This window comes from Corynebacterium sp. CQ3829_602738 (assembly GCF_054478435.1).
Genome location: NZ_CM137003.1, coordinates 305,648 through 321,555, shown reverse-complemented (window position 1 = coordinate 321,555; position 15,908 = coordinate 305,648). Strand labels below are relative to the sequence as shown.

15 protein-coding genes and 3 pseudogenes are annotated in these 15,908 nt (G+C 60.4%); 9 read left to right on the top strand and 9 right to left on the bottom strand.

Going from position 1 to position 15,908, the window contains the following annotated elements:
- Positions 1 to 5 precede the first annotated feature (5 nt).
- Positions 6 to 353, top strand: a complete 348-nt coding sequence (locus ACX1NL_RS01455; protein ID WP_070844914.1) for an ArsR/SmtB family transcription factor — start codon at positions 6 to 8, stop codon at positions 351 to 353.
- Positions 354 to 414: 61 nt separating this feature from the next.
- On the opposite strand, the gene ACX1NL_RS01450 is transcribed toward ACX1NL_RS01455, so the two are convergent.
- The 3 genes from ACX1NL_RS01450 to ACX1NL_RS01440 are packed head-to-tail and all read right to left on the bottom strand — an operon-like array spanning position 415 to position 3,320.
- A complete protein-coding gene (locus ACX1NL_RS01450; protein ID WP_239355918.1) occupies positions 415 to 1,101 on the bottom strand; it encodes a potassium channel family protein in 687 nt (228 codons plus the stop codon).
- Positions 1,094 to 2,470, bottom strand: coding sequence for a TrkH family potassium uptake protein (locus ACX1NL_RS01445; protein WP_239355919.1), 1,377 nt, complete (start codon positions 2,468 to 2,470; stop codon positions 1,094 to 1,096). Before ACX1NL_RS01445 ends, ACX1NL_RS01450 begins: the two co-directional genes overlap by 8 nt.
- Positions 2,463 to 3,320: a glycosyltransferase gene (locus ACX1NL_RS01440; RefSeq protein ID WP_458898431.1), complete on the bottom strand. Its 858-nt coding sequence runs from the start codon at positions 3,318 to 3,320 to the stop codon at positions 2,463 to 2,465. The genes ACX1NL_RS01445 and ACX1NL_RS01440 overlap by 8 nt, the downstream gene beginning before the upstream one ends.
- A 39-nt stretch (positions 3,321 to 3,359) precedes the next feature.
- On the opposite strand from ACX1NL_RS01440, the gene ACX1NL_RS01435 reads away from it, so the two are divergent.
- Complete coding sequence (locus tag ACX1NL_RS01435; RefSeq protein WP_458898880.1) at positions 3,360 to 4,331, top strand: 1,4-dihydroxy-2-naphthoate polyprenyltransferase; 972 nt, start codon at positions 3,360 to 3,362, stop codon at positions 4,329 to 4,331.
- Here ACX1NL_RS01435 and ACX1NL_RS01430 read toward each other — a convergent pair.
- Together ACX1NL_RS01430 and ACX1NL_RS01425 are read right to left on the bottom strand one after the other, a co-directional pair.
- Positions 4,328 to 5,218, bottom strand: a pseudogene (locus tag ACX1NL_RS01430) (IS481-like element IS5564 family transposase); the annotation flags it as partial. The gene ACX1NL_RS01435 and the pseudogene ACX1NL_RS01430 sit on opposite strands and share 4 nt — an antisense overlap.
- Before the next feature lie 39 nt (positions 5,219 to 5,257).
- A complete protein-coding gene (locus ACX1NL_RS01425) occupies positions 5,258 to 8,143 on the bottom strand; it encodes a Tn3 family transposase (RefSeq protein ID WP_011116984.1) in 2,886 nt (961 codons plus the stop codon).
- Between the two features lie 125 nt (positions 8,144 to 8,268).
- Here ACX1NL_RS01425 and ACX1NL_RS01420 point away from each other — a divergent pair, with 125 nt between their 5' ends.
- On the top strand, positions 8,269 to 8,676 hold the full coding sequence (locus ACX1NL_RS01420; RefSeq protein WP_012360777.1) for a recombinase family protein: 408 nt from the start codon (positions 8,269 to 8,271) through the stop codon (positions 8,674 to 8,676).
- Here the strand turns inward: ACX1NL_RS01420 and ACX1NL_RS01415 are convergent.
- On the bottom strand, positions 8,622 to 9,326 hold the full coding sequence (locus ACX1NL_RS01415) for an IS6-like element IS26 family transposase (protein WP_001067855.1): 705 nt from the start codon (positions 9,324 to 9,326) through the stop codon (positions 8,622 to 8,624). The genes ACX1NL_RS01420 and ACX1NL_RS01415 overlap by 55 nt on opposite strands.
- A 150-nt stretch (positions 9,327 to 9,476) precedes the next feature.
- On the opposite strand from ACX1NL_RS01415, the gene aph(3')-Ia reads away from it, so the two are divergent.
- From aph(3')-Ia to ACX1NL_RS01390, 5 genes and pseudogenes are all read left to right on the top strand, one after another.
- Positions 9,477 to 10,292 (top strand): aminoglycoside O-phosphotransferase APH(3')-Ia, encoded by an 816-nt coding sequence (gene aph(3')-Ia / locus ACX1NL_RS01410; protein WP_000018326.1) that lies wholly within the window; start codon positions 9,477 to 9,479, stop codon positions 10,290 to 10,292.
- A gap of 156 nt (positions 10,293 to 10,448) precedes the next feature.
- Entirely contained in the window at positions 10,449 to 11,153 is a 705-nt protein-coding gene (locus tag ACX1NL_RS01405; protein WP_001067855.1) for an IS6-like element IS26 family transposase, read from the top strand.
- Between the two features lie 53 nt (positions 11,154 to 11,206).
- Positions 11,207 to 11,527: pseudogene (locus ACX1NL_RS01400) on the top strand (recombinase family protein); the annotation flags it as partial.
- A gap of 65 nt (positions 11,528 to 11,592) precedes the next feature.
- A complete protein-coding gene (gene aph(3'')-Ib, locus ACX1NL_RS01395) occupies positions 11,593 to 12,396 on the top strand; it encodes an aminoglycoside O-phosphotransferase APH(3'')-Ib (RefSeq protein ID WP_001082319.1) in 804 nt (267 codons plus the stop codon).
- On the top strand, positions 12,396 to 13,232 hold the full coding sequence (locus tag ACX1NL_RS01390) for an aminoglycoside O-phosphotransferase APH(6)-Id (RefSeq protein ID WP_000480968.1): 837 nt from the start codon (positions 12,396 to 12,398) through the stop codon (positions 13,230 to 13,232). Before aph(3'')-Ib ends, ACX1NL_RS01390 begins: the two co-directional genes overlap by 1 nt.
- Before the next feature lie 105 nt (positions 13,233 to 13,337).
- Here the strand turns inward: ACX1NL_RS01390 and ACX1NL_RS01385 are convergent.
- The 3 genes and pseudogenes from ACX1NL_RS01385 to ACX1NL_RS01375 form a co-directional block, all read right to left on the bottom strand.
- Positions 13,338 to 13,436: pseudogene (locus ACX1NL_RS01385) on the bottom strand (IS481 family transposase); the annotation flags it as partial.
- Positions 13,436 to 14,611: a chloramphenicol efflux MFS transporter Cmx gene (cmx, locus tag ACX1NL_RS01380; protein WP_005297378.1), complete on the bottom strand. Its 1,176-nt coding sequence runs from the start codon at positions 14,609 to 14,611 to the stop codon at positions 13,436 to 13,438. The gene cmx and the pseudogene ACX1NL_RS01385, both read right to left, overlap by 1 nt.
- Before the next feature lie 21 nt (positions 14,612 to 14,632).
- Positions 14,633 to 14,686: a chloramphenicol resistance leader peptide gene (locus ACX1NL_RS01375; protein ID WP_011113070.1), complete on the bottom strand. Its 54-nt coding sequence runs from the start codon at positions 14,684 to 14,686 to the stop codon at positions 14,633 to 14,635.
- A gap of 289 nt (positions 14,687 to 14,975) precedes the next feature.
- Between ACX1NL_RS01375 and ACX1NL_RS01370 the strand changes: the two genes are divergently transcribed.
- On the top strand, positions 14,976 to 15,878 hold the full coding sequence (locus tag ACX1NL_RS01370) for an AEC family transporter (protein ID WP_194560146.1): 903 nt from the start codon (positions 14,976 to 14,978) through the stop codon (positions 15,876 to 15,878).
- Positions 15,879 to 15,908 lie beyond the last annotated feature (30 nt).

Genomic DNA, 15,908 nt, shown 5'->3' with positions numbered 1-15,908 from the left:
GAAGCATGAAAGATTCTGTCGCCACGACAGCAGACACTGGCCTCGACTGCTGCTCGCTGGGCTCCGGCTTGCTCTCCGCAGACGACGCGACGCGTTACGCGGCCCTGTTCAAAGTTTTGGCGGACCCCGGCCGGCTGCAACTACTCTCCTGGCTCGCCGAAGAGGGCTGCGAGCCGATGAGCGTGAGCGAACTGACGCAACGCTCTGGGCTAAGCCAACCGACGGTTTCCCACCACCTCAAAAAACTTACCGAGGCCGGTCTCCTAGAAAAGAGCCGCCTGGGCAGGTCAGTCCTCCACCGGCTACGCCCGGAGCTCTTCGCGGAACTTCGCACCGTGCTGCAGATGGACTGAGACTTACCATCTGAGACAGAACCACTCCCAGCAGAACTGGTCCAAAGACTGCCACATGCCCCTACAGCTGGGAGAAACGCTCCAGATCATCCGGAGCGCCGGCCAGCACAATCAATTCCGAGGCGCTGAGCTGCTGGCCTGGGGTAAACGGCCGCCATTGACCTGAGCCAGTGCGCACGGAGACCACCTGCACGCGGTGCTTCTCCCACAGCTTTTCCGCGTCGCAGGGGCCGGACAGCAGCGCACGCGGCGGGGCCATCTTGATCACGCCGTAGTTCTCCGCCAGCTCTGCGAAATCCTGGAACCTCCCGCCGAGCAGATGCGCCACCCTGCGGCCGGTGTCGTGCTCCGGGTGCACCACGTGGTGCACGCCGAGGCGTTGCAAAATGCGGGCGTGGGACTCCGAATCTGCCTTCGCCCAGATGTCGGGCACCCCCAGATCCACCAGGTTGGAGGCGGTCAGGATGGACGCCTCCAGCGCGGAGCCGATGCCGAGTACAGCGCGTTTGACGTCGTGAACACCGAGCTGGCGTAAGGCTTCGGGGTCGGTGGTGTCGGCGACGGTGGCGTCGGTAAGCAAAGGCGCATGCTCGCGCACCAGCCGCTCATCCGCATCGACGCCTAGGACCTCCACGCCGTAGCGGGTGAGCTCCTGGGCGATCGCACCGCCGAAACGGCCCAGGCCAATGACCACCACGGGCGGGATATTCAAACGCTGCGTGGACGTGAAACGGGGGAAGTTAACCAATGAACGGCCTTTCTGTGGGGTAGTCGAACCTGCGGGAAACAGTGCGCAGCGCCAGCGCCGCGACGAGTGTGAACGGGCCGATGCGCCCGAGGTACATCAGCAAGCACAATGCGAGCTGCGACGGGCTGGACAAGTCCGCGGTGATGCCGGTGGAAAGCCCCGTGGTGGCAAACGCCGAGATGACCTCGAAGTTGACTTGGTCGGCGGTGAACTGGGGGTCGCAAATGCGCAGCGTGGCCACGCCTGCGGTCACCGCTACCAGCCCCGCCGCGGCCACCGTCATGGCCTGGCGCACCACACCTTTTGGCACGGTGCGGTGGCCCACGGTGGTGGCGTCGCGGCCTTTGAATTCCGCCAGCATGGCCGCTAGCAGCACGGTCGCGGTGGTGACCTTGATGCCGCCGGCTGTGCCCGCGGACCCGCCGCCGATGAACATGTAAATGTCCGTGACCATCAGCGTGATCGGGTGCGCCTCGGCGTAGTCGACCGAGTTGAACCCCGCGGTGCGCGGCGTCACCCCGGAGAAGAACGCGTTGAGGCACTTGACGCTGGTTGGCATGCCGGCGAGGAAGCCGCGCCACTCCAGCAGCGCGATGATGAGCGTGGCGCTCACAGCCAAAAACGCGGTCGCCTTCAGCGTCATGCGGGTGGTGATGGACAGCCGCCGCGAGCTCACCGGGGCGCCGTGGATCAGACCGCGCACCCGCTCGCGGCCGCGGCGCACCAGCTCAGAGAGCACCGGGTAGCCCAGCCCGCCAATCATCAGCGCACCCGCCAACGGGATGAGGATCCACCCGTCCGTGTTGTAGGAGACCAGGCTGTCCGGACGCAGGCCAAAGCCCGCGTTATTGAACCCGGAGATGGCGTGGAACATGCCCTCGTATGTGGCGCGCCCCGGCGCCATGCCGTAGTCGGTGACGAAGCGGATGCCCAAAATCACCGCTACCACCCCCTCAAAAAAGAAGGTGAGCAGCAGCGTTGCCACAAGCGTCCGCCTCACCCCACCATCCAAAATCGGCCGCCCCTCGGCTGCCGTGGCATACCGTGAACGCAGCTTCACCCGGCCGGTGAGCAGCATGCCGGTAAGCGAGGTAATGCTCATGATGCCCAGGCCGCCGGCCTGGATCAGCGCCAGCACAATGAGCTGTCCGGCCAGGCTCCAGTGACTGCCGGTGTCCTCGGTGACCAGGCCGGTCAAAGTGGTCGCGGACGTGGCGGTAAAAAGCGCGCTCATCAGCGCTGTCGGCGCGCCGTCAGCGGAGGCGAACGGCATGGAAAGCAGCGCTGTGCCGGTGAGGATCAGGGCTAGAAAGCCCAGCGCAGTCAGTTGCGCGGGGCCGAACCACCTCGCGGAGGCTGTGTCATTCACCGGACAAACGCTCCTCCGCGCCGCGCAGCTTAGCTACGTCTTCCGCCGAATACGTCGCCGCGATTTGGACATCGTTGCCGCCGGAGAGGTTCACCCGCGACAGGCGCACCCGCTGCGAGCCCGGGACCAGCGGGAAGTTCGCCGAGCGCTCCGAAACCTGCTTCACCGGGAACCCGGCGCGCAGGGCGCAGTGATTCAGCCACACATCGTCGGCGCGTGGTGCGAGGTCCAAAAACTCCGTGCCGCGCTCGGCGACGTAGCGCACCATCTCCTTCGGGTAGCGCACGCCGTCCACGCCGGTGGCGAAGTGCAAAATCGACGGCTCTGTGCTCCTTACCGGCCGCCACTTCTTGTACGGGGCGATGCCTTCTTCGTCCAGCACGACTCTGTGGGCGCGGTAGGCGGTGATGGTGGAGGCCGAAGGAGCGTCGATGAGCTTCTGCGCAAACGTGCGCGGGTAGAGCACATCGTCGTCGACGGTGATGACGTTGCGGTCCGGGTACTGCTGGAACGTGCCGTAGTACTTGGTGTGCGGGCCCAAGCCGCCGGTGGATTCGTGCACCTGCAGGCCGCGATTCGCAAGCGACTGCAGCGCGTCCGGCCACCGGGCGTGGAAATCCACCGGGTCCAGCCACAGGTGCACCGGCAGGCGCACCGTGCCCACCAGCAGCGACGCAATCGCCGCGGCAGCCGAGCGCAAACGGGTGCCGTGGGTGGTTAAGGAAATGACGGTCTCGCCGTCTGCCGGGAAGCGCTTGTCCGAGTTGTGCGCCGCGTTGAGCAGCAACGGGAGACGAACGAATGCGCCGGTGGCCACGAACCCTTGGCGCACGGCGTAGTCAATCCACATGGCGCATTACCCTAGCCGACCGGCGAGGGAGGGTGCATGATGGAGGGCATGACTGACACTGGGACTCACACTGCCACGCCCCGCGACTGGTGGGACGCCGCCCGCCCCCACACCTGGCCCAACGCATTCGCCCCCGTCATCGCCGGTACCGGCGTGGCGGCCCTGACCTTGCAGGCCCACCCCGGCCGCGCCGTGCTGGCGCTTCTGGTGGCGTGGGCGCTGATCATCGGCGTCAACTACGCCAACGACTACTCCGACGGCATCCGCGGCACCGACGACGACCGCACCGGGCCGACGCGCCTGACCGGCTCCGGGCTGGCCGCGCCGGAGCAGGTAAAGCTGGCGGCGTTTATCGCGTTCGGCGCCGCCGCTGTGTTCGGCGTGATCCTGTCCGCGGTGGCGGGCGCGATGTGGCTCGTGCTGGTGGGCGCGCTGTGCATCGCCGCGGCGTGGTTCTACACCGGCGGCGACAGCCCGTACGGCTACTCCGGCTTCGGCGAGGTCTCGGTGTTCGTGTTCTTCGGCCTCGTCGCCGTGATGGGCACCGAGTACACCCAGTCCGGGATGGTGTCGTGGGAAGGCTTCCTGTGCGCGCTGGCCATCGGCGCGATCTCCGCGTCGGTGAACCTGGCCAACAACATCCGCGACATCCCCACCGATGCGGCCGCCGGCAAGCGCACACTCGCAGTAAGGCTTGGCGACGATAAAGCGCGCACCCTCTTCACCGTCCTGACTTTGTTCCCGTTCTTCATTTCCGTGGTGCTGTCGATGACCACCGTGTCTGCGCTTGCGGCACTGGTGGCGCTGCCACTGGCGGTGGCGAGCGTTTTGAAGGTTCGCGGCGGGGCTTCGGGCAAAGAGCTCATCCCGGTGCTGGGCCTGAACGGTAAGACCATGCTGGCCTGGGCCGTGGTCACCGCGGTGGCGTTCGCGTGGTTCGGCTGGTCGTTCTGGGGTCAGTTCGCCGGTATCGGCGAGGCCGTGCCGTACGCGCCGTTGGCGTCGCGCTAGGTGTGATGTCCAGGGACGTTGTTGAGTCGGTCGAAGGGTACGCCGCCAATCGCAGAGTGGTGTCGGTGGTGGTTGTAGAAGTGGAGCCAGCCGGGCAGCGCCAGGCGTCGTTCGGCCTCTGAACCGTAAAACCTGGCATAGGCCCAGCCGTCCCCGAGCGTGCGGTGGAATCGCTCGATCTTCCCGTTCGTCTGCGGCCGGTAGGGGCGTGTCCGCTTGTGTCGGATGCCGAGCCGAGCGCAGAAGTCCCTCCATGCGTGGGATCTGTATGCCGACCCGTTGTCGGATAGGACTCGCTCGACGGTCACGCCTCGTTCGGCGAACCAGGCCACGGCGCGTTCGAGAACTCCCACCGCTGTGCTCGCCTGCTCATCCGACCAGATTTCTGCGTATGCGACGCGGGAGTGGTCGTCGATGACTGTGTGAACGAACGCCGTCCCGGTGCGCGGCTTGTGATCTTTTCCTCGTGGTAATCCCGGAGTCGCGAGCTTGTTCCGTGCGCCTTGCTGCCGACCTACGTAACGATGTCCACCGCCGTCGGGGATGTTGCCGAACTTCGTGACATCGACATGAATCAACGATCCCGGATGAGGATGCTCATATCGCCGCAATGGCTCGCCAGTGACACGATCGATATGCGAGAGGCGGTTCACGCGGCAACGGACGAGGACCGCGTGAACAGTCGACGTCGAGAGACCAAGTCGCGCAGCGATCTGGGCTGGCCCCAGTCGAAGCCGCCAGCGCAGGTTGATGATCTTCTTCTTGACATGCTCGGGCGTCCTGCCTGGGATCCGGTGCGGCTTGCTGGAGCGATCCTGCATCCCAAACTCACCCTCTTCCCGGTAGCGGCCTGCCCATTTCCGGGCAGTGATCGGGGAGACCATGAACATCTTGGGGTCGTTTGCGGGAGGGGGCGGAATCCTACGCTAAGGCTTTGGCCAGCGATATTCTCCGGTGAGATTGATGTGTTCCCATCCGAGCGGCGAAACATGGGCCAAGAGATCGGGCGATAGCAGCTTTCCATCGCGTTTCTGGTTTGCAACGACCTCGCCGAGCTTCATGGTGTTCCAGAAGATGATGATGGCGGCGAGCAGATTCATGCCGGCGATGCGGTAATGCTGGCCTTCGGCGGAACGGTCGCGGATTTCACCGCGGCGGTGGAAGCTGATTGCCCGCTTCAGCGCATGATGAGCTTCGCCTTTGTTGAGCCCGATCTGGGCACGCCGTTGGAGTTCGGCATCCAGAATCCAGTCGATCATGAACAGGGTGCGCTCGACGCGACCGACTTCCCGCAGGGCTGTCGCGAGCTCGTTCTGCCGCGGATAGGAGGCGAGTTTCCGCAGAATCTGGCTTGGCGCGACGGTCCCGGCAGCAATGGTGGCGGCGATGCGCAGGATGTCGGGCCAATTGCGCTCGATCATGGCTTGGTTGACCTTTCCGCCGATCAACGCTCGCAGGTGCGCCGGGGCGGCCGACGGATTGAACGCGTAGAGCCGTTTGGATGGCAGGTCGCGGATGCGCGGAGCGAACCGGTAGCCGAGAATGGCACATGCGGCAAAGACGTGATCGGTGAAGCCGCCCGTGTCGGTGAACTGCTCGCGGATATGGCGTCCAGCATCGTTCATCAGCAGGCCATCGAGGATGTAAGGCGCTTCGCTTGCCGTTGCAGGAATCACCTGGGTTGCGAACGGCGCATATTGGTCGGAGACGTGGCTATAGGCTTTCAGGCCCGGGGTATTGCCATATTTCGCGTTGACCAGGTTCATGGCCTCACCTTGCTCTGTAGCGACGAAGAACTGTCCGTCGCTCGAAGCCGACGTGCCCATGCCCCAGAACCGGGCCATGGGTAACGCTGCCTGTGCCTCGACCACCATGGCCAGCGCCCGGTCATAGGCTTCGCCCTCGACATGCCACCGTCCAATGCGGATCAATTCCCAGAAAGTGTGGGTGTTTGTCGCATCCGCCATTTTGCGCAAGCCGAGGTTGATCCCTTCCGCCAAGATAACGTTCATTAGCCCGATCCGGTCAGCGCAGGGTGCTCCTGTGCGCAGATGGGTGAACGCTTCGGTGAAGCCGGTCGCCGCATCCACCTCCAGCAGGAGATCGGTGATGCGCGTGGGCGGGATCTGCTTGTAGAGATCGAGCACCAGATCTTCGGCGCCTGTCGGCGCGGCGGCTTCGAGTTTCTCGATATGCAGAACGCCGTTTTCAATCGACCCGCCCGGGATCGTGCCTGCGCGAGCGGCACGGCCAAGCTCGCGCAACCGCATGTCGAGGCGAGCTTGCCGGTCTGCCAGCCATTCCTCCGGCCGCAATGGCACAGCGAGACGACCGCCTTCCGCGATGGCTTGTGCCGGAACGAGTGCGTGTTTCAGATCGCCATAGCGCCGGGACCTAGTAAGCCAGACATCTCCGGAGCGGAACGCATCGCGCAGATGGAACAGCACCGCGATCTCCCATAGGCGAGCGTCGCCAGCCCTCTGGGCCCGAAGGTGGCGATGCCATTTCGAGCTGGGCCGCAAGAAGCTGGTCATCGCGGCATCGTTCAAACCGGTACGAAGGGCCGTCACCGCTTCCAGAAGCGGCAGTGCAACGGGCGCAGCTCGCAGATCGAGCAGGCGCAACATGCGTGGAGCGTATCGGCGGAAGCGGTGATAACCGTCGAGCACATGATTGAGCGGATCGTCGGCCATGGTGGCGGTCAGCCTGGTTGCCATTGCAACAAGGGTTTTTAAGCCGTCCCACCCTGACCCACTCGCGATGACATCGCCCAGCGGCTGGCCATCATCCTGTGCATCGACCAGGGCGCCCCCGATCTCGGCGAAGGATTTCAGGGTGTCACGCACCACCCCCGCTTCGTCTGCGACCTTTGCATGGCAAATACGCTCCGAAGCACGGTAGAGACGGCCGACGATCCGGTCGTGGGTTTCGACCACTGCGTCGGCCAACATCGCCTGCCATTCCGAGACGCAAACAGCCAAGATCGCAAGCCGCCTGTCCTCCGGGAGATCGCGCATGCCGTCGGCATAATACCGTTCACCCTGCCTGCGCAGACGAGTCACCCGATGGGCAGGAACGCCGGCAAGCAGATCCTCGGGGAGATCGACGCGTTGCAGATATTCGAGCCGGTCGAGCAGCCGGTTGGCCGACGAAGAGTTCGAGCCAGGCTCGAACTGGCGCAGCCACACAAAACGGGTCACCCGATCATCAGCCGTCTCCTCGAGCAATGCCAGCAACTGTTCTCGGATCGACATAGGCAGCCGACTGGCGATCCTCGTCTCGATGCGTCGCTCGGCATCGACGAGAGCCGCGGCACAAAGCCGCTCGATCGTGGATGTCGCGGGAAGGACAGTGCGGGTGCGTCGGCACTCGGCTACGAAGCGACGGGCGATATCCTCGTTCGACACCGCCATCTCGGCTTCTCGGAACAACCATTCCTTCAGCTCGCTCGCACCACGTCCGGAGAAGGTGCGGAAGCCGTAGAGCCCCCGTAACTCGGCAAGATGCTCGTGCCGTGTTTCCTCGCGGGCAGCATAGTCTACGAGATCGTCGGCACCCAGGCCAAGCTGCGCTCCGATAAATTCGATGACCTCTGCAGGGATCAGTTCGCCTGGAGCCAGCACCCGGCCGGGATAGCGCAGGACACACAATTGCAGGGCGAAGCCGAACCTGTTGTGAGCGCGCCGACGCAGCCTGATATGCCCAAAGTCTTCATCACTCAGCGTATAGTGCTTGAGCAAATCCGTCTGTGAAGTCGGCAAGCGCAACAGCGCGTCTTTCTGCCGATCGGTTAGAGTGACGCGACGCGGCATACATGTTCCTTTTTCAAAATCTGATAGCGTTCAAGACGCTTTGTTTATGAAGCTGGTTGAGATACATTTCCAGAGGTCAATGCAATCGTGGCCGAAGCGCCGCCTCAAACCAACGTTTGTGATACATGCTGATCGGATATGCCCGCGTCTCCAAAGCCGATGGCTCGCAGTCTCTCGACCTGCAGCACGACGCCTTGCGCGCCGCAGGTGTCGAACGGGACAATATCTATGATGATCTTGCTTCCGGCGGTCGTGATGATCGCCCTGGCTTGACTGCCTGCCTCAAGTCATTGCGTGACGGCGATGTGCTGGTGGTCTGGAAGCTCGATCGCCTCGGACGATCGCTTGCCCATCTGGTCAACACGGTGAAGGAGCTGTCAGACCGCAAGATCGGCCTGCGGGTTCTGACTGGAAAGGGCGCTCAGAGGCACTGTTGCAAAGTTAGCGATGAGGCAGCCTTTTGTCTTATTCAAAGGCCTTACATTTCAAAAACTCTGCTTACCAGGCGCATTTCGCCCAGGGGATCACCATAATAAAATGCTGAGGCCTGGCCTTTGCGTAGTGCACGCATCACCTCAATACCTTTGATGGTGGCGTAAGCCGTCTTCATGGATTTAAATCCCAGCGTGGCGCCGATTATCCGTTTCAGTTTGCCATGATCGCATTCAATCACGTTGTTCCGGTACTTAATCTGTCGGTGTTCAACGTCAGACGGGCACCGGCCTTCGCGTTTGAGCAGAGCAAGCGCGCGACCATAGGCGGGCGCTTTATCCGTGTTGATGAATCGTGGGATCTGCCACTTCTTCACGTTGTTGAGGATTTTACCCAGAAACCGGTATGCAGCTTTGCTGTTACGACGGGAGGAGAGATAAAAATCGACAGTGCGGCCCCGGCTGTCGACGGCCCGGTACAGATACGCCCAGCGGCCATTGACCTTCACGTAGGTTTCATCCATGTGCCACGGGCAAAGATCGGAAGGGTTACGCCAGTACCAGCGCAGCCGTTTTTCCATTTCAGGCGCATAACGCTGAACCCAGCGGTAAATCGTGGAGTGATCGACATTCACTCCGCGTTCAGCCAGCATCTCCTGCAGCTCACGGTAACTGATGCCGTATTTGCAGTACCAGCGTACGGCCCACAGAATGATGTCACGCTGAAAATGCCGGCCTTTGAATGGGTTCATGTGCAGCTCCATCAGCAAAAGGGGATGATAAGTTTATCACCACCGACTATTTGCAACAGTGCCAACCCATGTTATATTGCACAAGATAAAAATATATCATCATGAACAATAAAACTGTCTGCTTACATAAACAGTAATACAAGGGGGGTTATGAGCCATATTCAACGGGAAACGTCTTGCTCGAGGCCGCGATTAAATTCCAACCTGGATGCTGATTTATATGGGTATAGATGGGCTCGCGATAATGTCGGGCAATCAGGTGCGACAATCTATCGATTGTATGGGAAGCCCAATGCGCCAGAGTTGTTTCTGAAACATGGCAAAGGTAGCGTTGCCAATGATGTTACAGATGAGATGGTCAGACTAAACTGGCTGACGGCATTTATGCCTCTTCCGACCATCAAGCATTTTATCCGTACTCCTGATGATGCATGGTTACTCACCACTGCGATCCCCGGGAAAACAGCATTCCAGGTATTAGAAGAATATCCTGATTCAGGTGAAAATATTGTTGATGCGCTGGCAGTGTTCCTGCGCCGGTTGCATTCGATTCCTGTTTGTAATTGTCCTTTTAACAGCGATCGCGTATTTCGTCTCGCTCAGGCGCAATCACGAATGAATAACGGTTTGGTTGATGCTAGTGATTTTGATGACGAGCGTAATGGCTGGCCTGTTGAACAAGTCTGGAAAGAAATGCATAAGCTTTTGCCATTCTCACCGGATTCAGTCGTCACTCATGGTGATTTCTCACTTGATAACCTTATTTTTGACGAGGGGAAATTAATAGGTTGTATTGATGTTGGACGAGTCGGAATCGCAGACCGATACCAGGATCTTGCCATCCTATGGAACTGCCTCGGTGAGTTTTCTCCTTCATTACAGAAACGGCTTTTTCAAAAATATGGTATTGATAATCCTGATATGAATAAATTGCAGTTTCATTTGATGCTCGATGAGTTTTTCTGATAGTTAGTCTTTGTAGAGACACAAACCTGAAATTCCGGACACCGCGCTTCAGGACATCTCCCTGGACGCCGATATCTGGCAGTATCCGGACGGGGCACTGTTGCAAATAGTCGGTGGTGATAAACTTATCATCCCCTTTTGCTGATGGAGCTGCACATGAACCCATTCAAAGGCCGGCATTTTCAGCGTGACATCATTCTGTGGGCCGTACGCTGGTACTGCAAATACGGCATCAGTTACCGTGAGCTGCAGGAGATGCTGGCTGAACGCGGAGTGAATGTCGATCACTCCACGATTTACCGCTGGGTTCAGCGTTATGCGCCTGAAATGGAAAAACGGCTGCGCTGGTACTGGCGTAACCCTTCCGATCTTTGCCCGTGGCACATGGATGAAACCTACGTGAAGGTCAATGGCCGCTGGGCGTATCTGTACCGGGCCGTCGACAGCCGGGGCCGCACTGTCGATTTTTATCTCTCCTCCCGTCGTAACAGCAAAGCTGCATACCGGTTTCTGGGTAAAATCCTCAACAACGTGAAGAAGTGGCAGATCCCACGATTCATCAACACGGATAAAGCGCCCGCCTATGGTCGCGCGCTTGCTCTGCTCAAACGCGAAGGCCGGTGCCCGTCTGACGTTGAACACCGACAGATTAAGTACCGGAACAACGTGATTGAATGCGATCATGGCAAACTGAAACGGATAATCGGCGCCACGCTGGGATTTAAATCCATGAAGACGGCTTACGCCACCATCAAAGGTATTGAGGTGATGCGTGCACTACGCAAAGGCCAGGCCTCAGCATTTTATTATGGTGATCCCCTGGGCGAAATGCGCCTGGTAAGCAGAGTTTTTGAAATGTAAGGCCTTTGAATAAGACAAAAGGCTGCCTCATCGCTAACTTTGCAACAGTGCCCGCTCAGATCGACACCACGACTGCGTCCGGTCGCATGGTGTTCGGAATCTTCGCCACCTTGGCCGAGTTCGAGCGGGATCTGATCCGAGAGCGCACCATGGCGGGTCTCGCCTCCGCGAGAGCGCGCGGTCGCAAGGGCGGACGAAAATTCGCGCTCACCAAAGCTCAGGTGCGTCTCGCGCAAGCCGCCATGGCCCAGCGCGATACTTCAGTTTCCGATCTCTGCAAGGAACTCGGCATCGAGCGCGTCACTCTCTACCGATATGTCGGTCCCAAAGGCGAGCTCAGAGACCATGGAAAGCATGTTCTCGGACTTACGTAGCAACTCGTTTCTTTTCGCAGGTTGAGCCACCTCCGCGCTTCATCAGAAAACTGAAGGAACCTCCATTGAATCGAACTAATATTTTTTTTGGTGAATCGCATTCTGACTGGTTGCCTGTCAGAGGCGGAGAATCTGGTGATTTTGTTTTTCGACGTGGTGACGGGCATGCCTTCGCGAAAATCGCACCTGCTTCCCGCCGCGGTGAGCTCGCTGGAGAGCGTGACCGCCTCATTTGGCTCAAAGGTCGAGGTGTGGCTTGCCCCGAGGTGATCAACTGGCAGGAGGAACAGGAGGGTGCATGCTTGGTGATAACGGCAATTCCGGGAGTACCGGCGGCTGATCTGTCTGGAGCGGATTTGCTCAAAGCGTGGCCGTCAATGGGGCAGCAACTTGGCGCTGTTCACAGCCTATCGGTTGATCAATGTCCGTTTGAGCGCAGGCTGTCGCGAATGTTCGGACGCGCCGTTGATGTGGTGTCCCGCAATGCCGTCAATCCCGACTTCTTACCGGACGAGGACAAGAGTACGCCGCAGCTCGATCTTTTGGCTCGTGTCGAACGAGAGCTACCGGTGCGGCTCGACCAAGAGCGCACCGATATGGTTGTTTGCCATGGTGATCCCTGCATGCCGAACTTCATGGTGGACCCTAAAACTCTTCAATGCACGGGTCTGATCGACCTTGGGCGGCTCGGAACAGCAGATCGCTATGCCGATTTGGCACTCATGATTGCTAACGCCGAAGAGAACTGGGCAGCGCCAGATGAAGCAGAGCGCGCCTTCGCTGTCCTATTCAATGTATTGGGGATCGAAGCCCCCGACCGCGAACGCCTTGCCTTCTATCTGCGATTGGACCCTCTGACTTGGGGTTGATGTTCATGCCGCCTGTTTTTCCTGCTCATTGGCACGTTTCGCAACCTGTTCTCATTGCGGACACCTTTTCCAGCCTCGTTTGGAAAGTTTCATTGCCAGACGGGACTCCTGCAATCGTCAAGGGATTGAAACCTATAGAAGACATTGCTGATGAACTGCGCGGGGCCGACTATCTGGTATGGCGCAATGGGAGGGGAGCAGTCCGGTTGCTCGGTCGTGAGAACAATCTGATGTTGCTCGAATATGCCGGGGAGCGAATGCTCTCTCACATCGTTGCCGAGCACGGCGACTACCAGGCGACCGAAATTGCAGCGGAACTAATGGCGAAGCTGTATGCCGCATCTGAGGAACCCCTGCCTTCTGCCCTTCTCCCGATCCGGGATCGCTTTGCAGCTTTGTTTCAGCGGGCGCGCGATGATCAAAACGCAGGTTGTCAAACTGACTACGTCCACGCGGCGATTATAGCCGATCAAATGATGAGCAATGCCTCGGAACTGCGTGGGCTACATGGCGATCTGCATCATGAAAACATCATGTTCTCCAGTCGCGGCTGGCTGGTGATAGATCCCGTCGGTCTGGTCGGTGAAGTGGGCTTTGGCGCCGCCAATATGTTCTACGATCCGGCTGACAGAGACGACCTTTGTCTCGATCCTAGACGCATTGCACAGATGGCGGACGCATTCTCTCGTGCGCTGGACGTCGATCCGCGTCGCCTGCTCGACCAGGCGTACGCTTATGGGTGCCTTTCCGCAGCTTGGAACGCGGATGGAGAAGAGGAGCAACGCGATCTAGCTATCGCGGCCGCGATCAAGCAGGTGCGACAGACGTCATACTAGATATCAAGCGACTTCTCCTATCCCCTGGGAACACATCAATCTTACCGGAGAATATCGTTGGCCAAAGCCTTAGCGTAGGATTTCGCCCTCTCCCGCAAACGACCCCATCTTTGCGGCGATCGTGGCCGGATAGCCGTCTTCGACAATCAGCCGAGCTAACCGGAGACGGGCACGAGGAGTGAGAAGAGCGTTCGGATGGGTCATCAATTGGCCTCCGCCGCGGTCTTCGTAAGCGCGCGTCTGGTGAGAAGCATGATGACGAGAGCGATCGCTGTCAGCACCGAAGCGACCCAAACCGGCGCGAGCAGCCCCAGCCCGGTCGCGAGCCCGAGCGCACCAAGCACGGGCCCCGCTGCAGCTCCGATATTCAATGCTGCGGTTGCGTACGAACCGCCCATCGTTGGCGCACCCGATGCTGCATACAGCACACGCGTGATCAGAGTACTGCCGACGCCGAACGACAGGAATCCCTGAACGAGGACGAGGACGATAAGCGCAACGGGATGAGATGCGACCACTGCCAACACGATCCAGCCTGTCAGCAATAGCGGTCCGCCGACTGCGAGCACGAGGCCAGGTCGTTGATCTGATAGTCGTCCTGCGATCGTGACGCCAAGGAACGATCCGATGCCGAACATCACCAGCGCGACGGACACCCACGCTTCGGCCAAGCCCGCGGTCTCGGTCACGATGGGTGCCAGGAAGGTGAATGCCGCAAAGGTCCCTCCGTTGATCAGCGCTCCGAGTGCCATGGCCAGGATGAGCCGCGGCGTCGCCAACTGGCTGAGCTCGACACGGAGCCTTGGTGAGGTCGCGCTAGTCTCGCTCCGACCAACATTGTTCGTGACGCCACGAATGACTCCAACGGCCGCGGGAATACAGAGGATGGCGATCGCCCAGAACGTCGTTCGCCAGCCCAGCGCTGTGCCGAGCAGTGCCCCGGCGGGGACGCCCACGACGGTTGCGATCGTCGTGCCGGAGAGCAGGATCGACAGTGCACGCCCCTTCTGGTTCGCTGGCACGAGGGTAGTGGCCGTGCTCAGTGCTACGGCGAGGAATCCTGCGTTTGCGAGAGCGCTGAGCACCCGGGTGATGAGCAGGAGAGAGAACACTGGTGTCATCGCTCCGATGACGTGGCTTCCCGCGAACACGAGAAGGCAAACGATCAATGTGAGCCGCGGTGGCCAACGGCGAGCGAATGCCGCCATCACTGGCGCGCCGACGACCATACCGACTGCGAATGCGGAGGTCAGCAGGCCCGCAGTGCCGACCGAGACGTCAAGTTCGGTCGCGATCGCGGGGAGCAATCCCGCGAGCATGAATTCTGAAGTGCCCATGACGAAGACCGCCAGGGCAAGCATGTAGAGGGCAAAAGGCATCGAGTACTCCGAGGTGTGAGATCAAGAAATGGTTCTTCTTGTCACCACGGCCAGCGCCCCGGGTACGCCAGACATACGCCCACACAGATCGTGGGCGTCGTAACTAGTGGTTCAAGGGGCTGGCGGTGTGACCGACAACCCCTGACCTGTCTGATTCGGGACTCGACATGCCCCAAACTCTAACATGCCTTCAATGGCAAGCGGTCTGGACAGATACTTCTTGAATCGGCACGGTGTCATTACGGGCGGGGGCCAGAACAACGTCCCTGGACATCACAGCTAGGTGTCGCGTTTTCGCAATGTGGCAAATATTTGCCACATTCCCAAACGCGACCACCCCCAGCCCCGGCGATACACTCACGGCATGCTTGACGTCCTCACCGGTTTCGCCATCATCTTCACCGTCATCGCGGCGGGGTGGTGGCTGGCCCACAAAGGCGTCATCGGGCCGGGCGAGCAGCGCCTGCAGCTCAACCGCATCGCGTTCCACGTGGCCACCCCGTCGCTGATCTTCTCTTCGGTGGCGGTCTCGGACACGGACGCGTTTTTCTCCCCGGTCATCCTGGTCATCGCCGTCGCCACGGTGGTGACCATGCTCATCTACTGGGCAATCAGCGCGCTCTTCTTCCACCAGGACGCGGCCGAGACTATGGCGGGCGCGGCGTCGTCGAGCTACTACAACTCCGTCAACATCGGCCTGCCCATCGCAACCTATGTGCTTGGCGACGCCACCTTCGTCGTGCCCGCCCTCGTGCTGCAAATGGCGGTGCTCTCCCCCATCGTGATCGCCGGGTTGGACCGCAGCTCCTCCGGCGTTTCCAAGTCCGTGCTGTCCGGGCTGACAGCTCCCGTGGTGGTCGCGGCGTTCGCGGGCTTCGCCGTCTCCGCGGCATCCTGGACCGTGCCGGAGCCGGTGCTCGCGCCGCTGGAGATCCTGGGCGGGGCGTCCATCCCGCTGATCCTGATGAGCTTCGGCGCCTCACTCACCGGTGAGAAGGTGCTGACAAGCCACCGCGGCCCCACCCTCACCGCCACCGCGTTGAAGCTGGTGGGTATGCCGGCGGTGGCATGGATCGTCGCAAAGCTTCTGCACCTAGGGCCGGAAGAGATGTACGCCGCGCTGATCCTGTGCGCGCTGCCCACTGCGCAGAACGTGTACAACTACGCGGCGACGTACCGCTCGGGTGAGGTGATTTGCCGCGACACGGTCTTTCTCACCACGTTCCTGGCGCTGCCCGCGATGCTGCTCATCGCCGGGGTGTTCTAGGTGCCTTCGCTTGACGGAGCGAGTGGAGTG

What these genes read in the sequence shown, in the direction of transcription:
- ACX1NL_RS01455 (WP_070844914.1), top strand. Translation starts at nt 6, where the DNA reads ATGAAAGATTCTGTCGCCACGACAGCAGACACTGGCCTCGACTGCTGC.
- ACX1NL_RS01440 (WP_458898431.1), bottom strand. Translation starts at nt 3,320, where the DNA reads ATGTGGATTGACTACGCCGTGCGCCAAGGGTTCGTGGCCACCGGCGCA.
- ACX1NL_RS01435 (WP_458898880.1), top strand. Translation starts at nt 3,360, where the DNA reads ATGGAGGGCATGACTGACACTGGGACTCACACTGCCACGCCCCGCGAC.
- ACX1NL_RS01425 (WP_011116984.1), bottom strand. Translation starts at nt 8,143, where the DNA reads ATGCCGCGTCGCGTCACTCTAACCGATCGGCAGAAAGACGCGCTGTTG.
- ACX1NL_RS01420 (WP_012360777.1), top strand. Translation starts at nt 8,269, where the DNA reads ATGCTGATCGGATATGCCCGCGTCTCCAAAGCCGATGGCTCGCAGTCT.
- ACX1NL_RS01415 (WP_001067855.1), bottom strand. Translation starts at nt 9,326, where the DNA reads ATGAACCCATTCAAAGGCCGGCATTTTCAGCGTGACATCATTCTGTGG.
- ACX1NL_RS01405 (WP_001067855.1), top strand. Translation starts at nt 10,449, where the DNA reads ATGAACCCATTCAAAGGCCGGCATTTTCAGCGTGACATCATTCTGTGG.
- ACX1NL_RS01390 (WP_000480968.1), top strand. Translation starts at nt 12,396, where the DNA reads ATGTTCATGCCGCCTGTTTTTCCTGCTCATTGGCACGTTTCGCAACCT.
- cmx (WP_005297378.1), bottom strand. Translation starts at nt 14,611, where the DNA reads ATGCCTTTTGCCCTCTACATGCTTGCCCTGGCGGTCTTCGTCATGGGC.
- ACX1NL_RS01370 (WP_194560146.1), top strand. Translation starts at nt 14,976, where the DNA reads ATGCTTGACGTCCTCACCGGTTTCGCCATCATCTTCACCGTCATCGCG.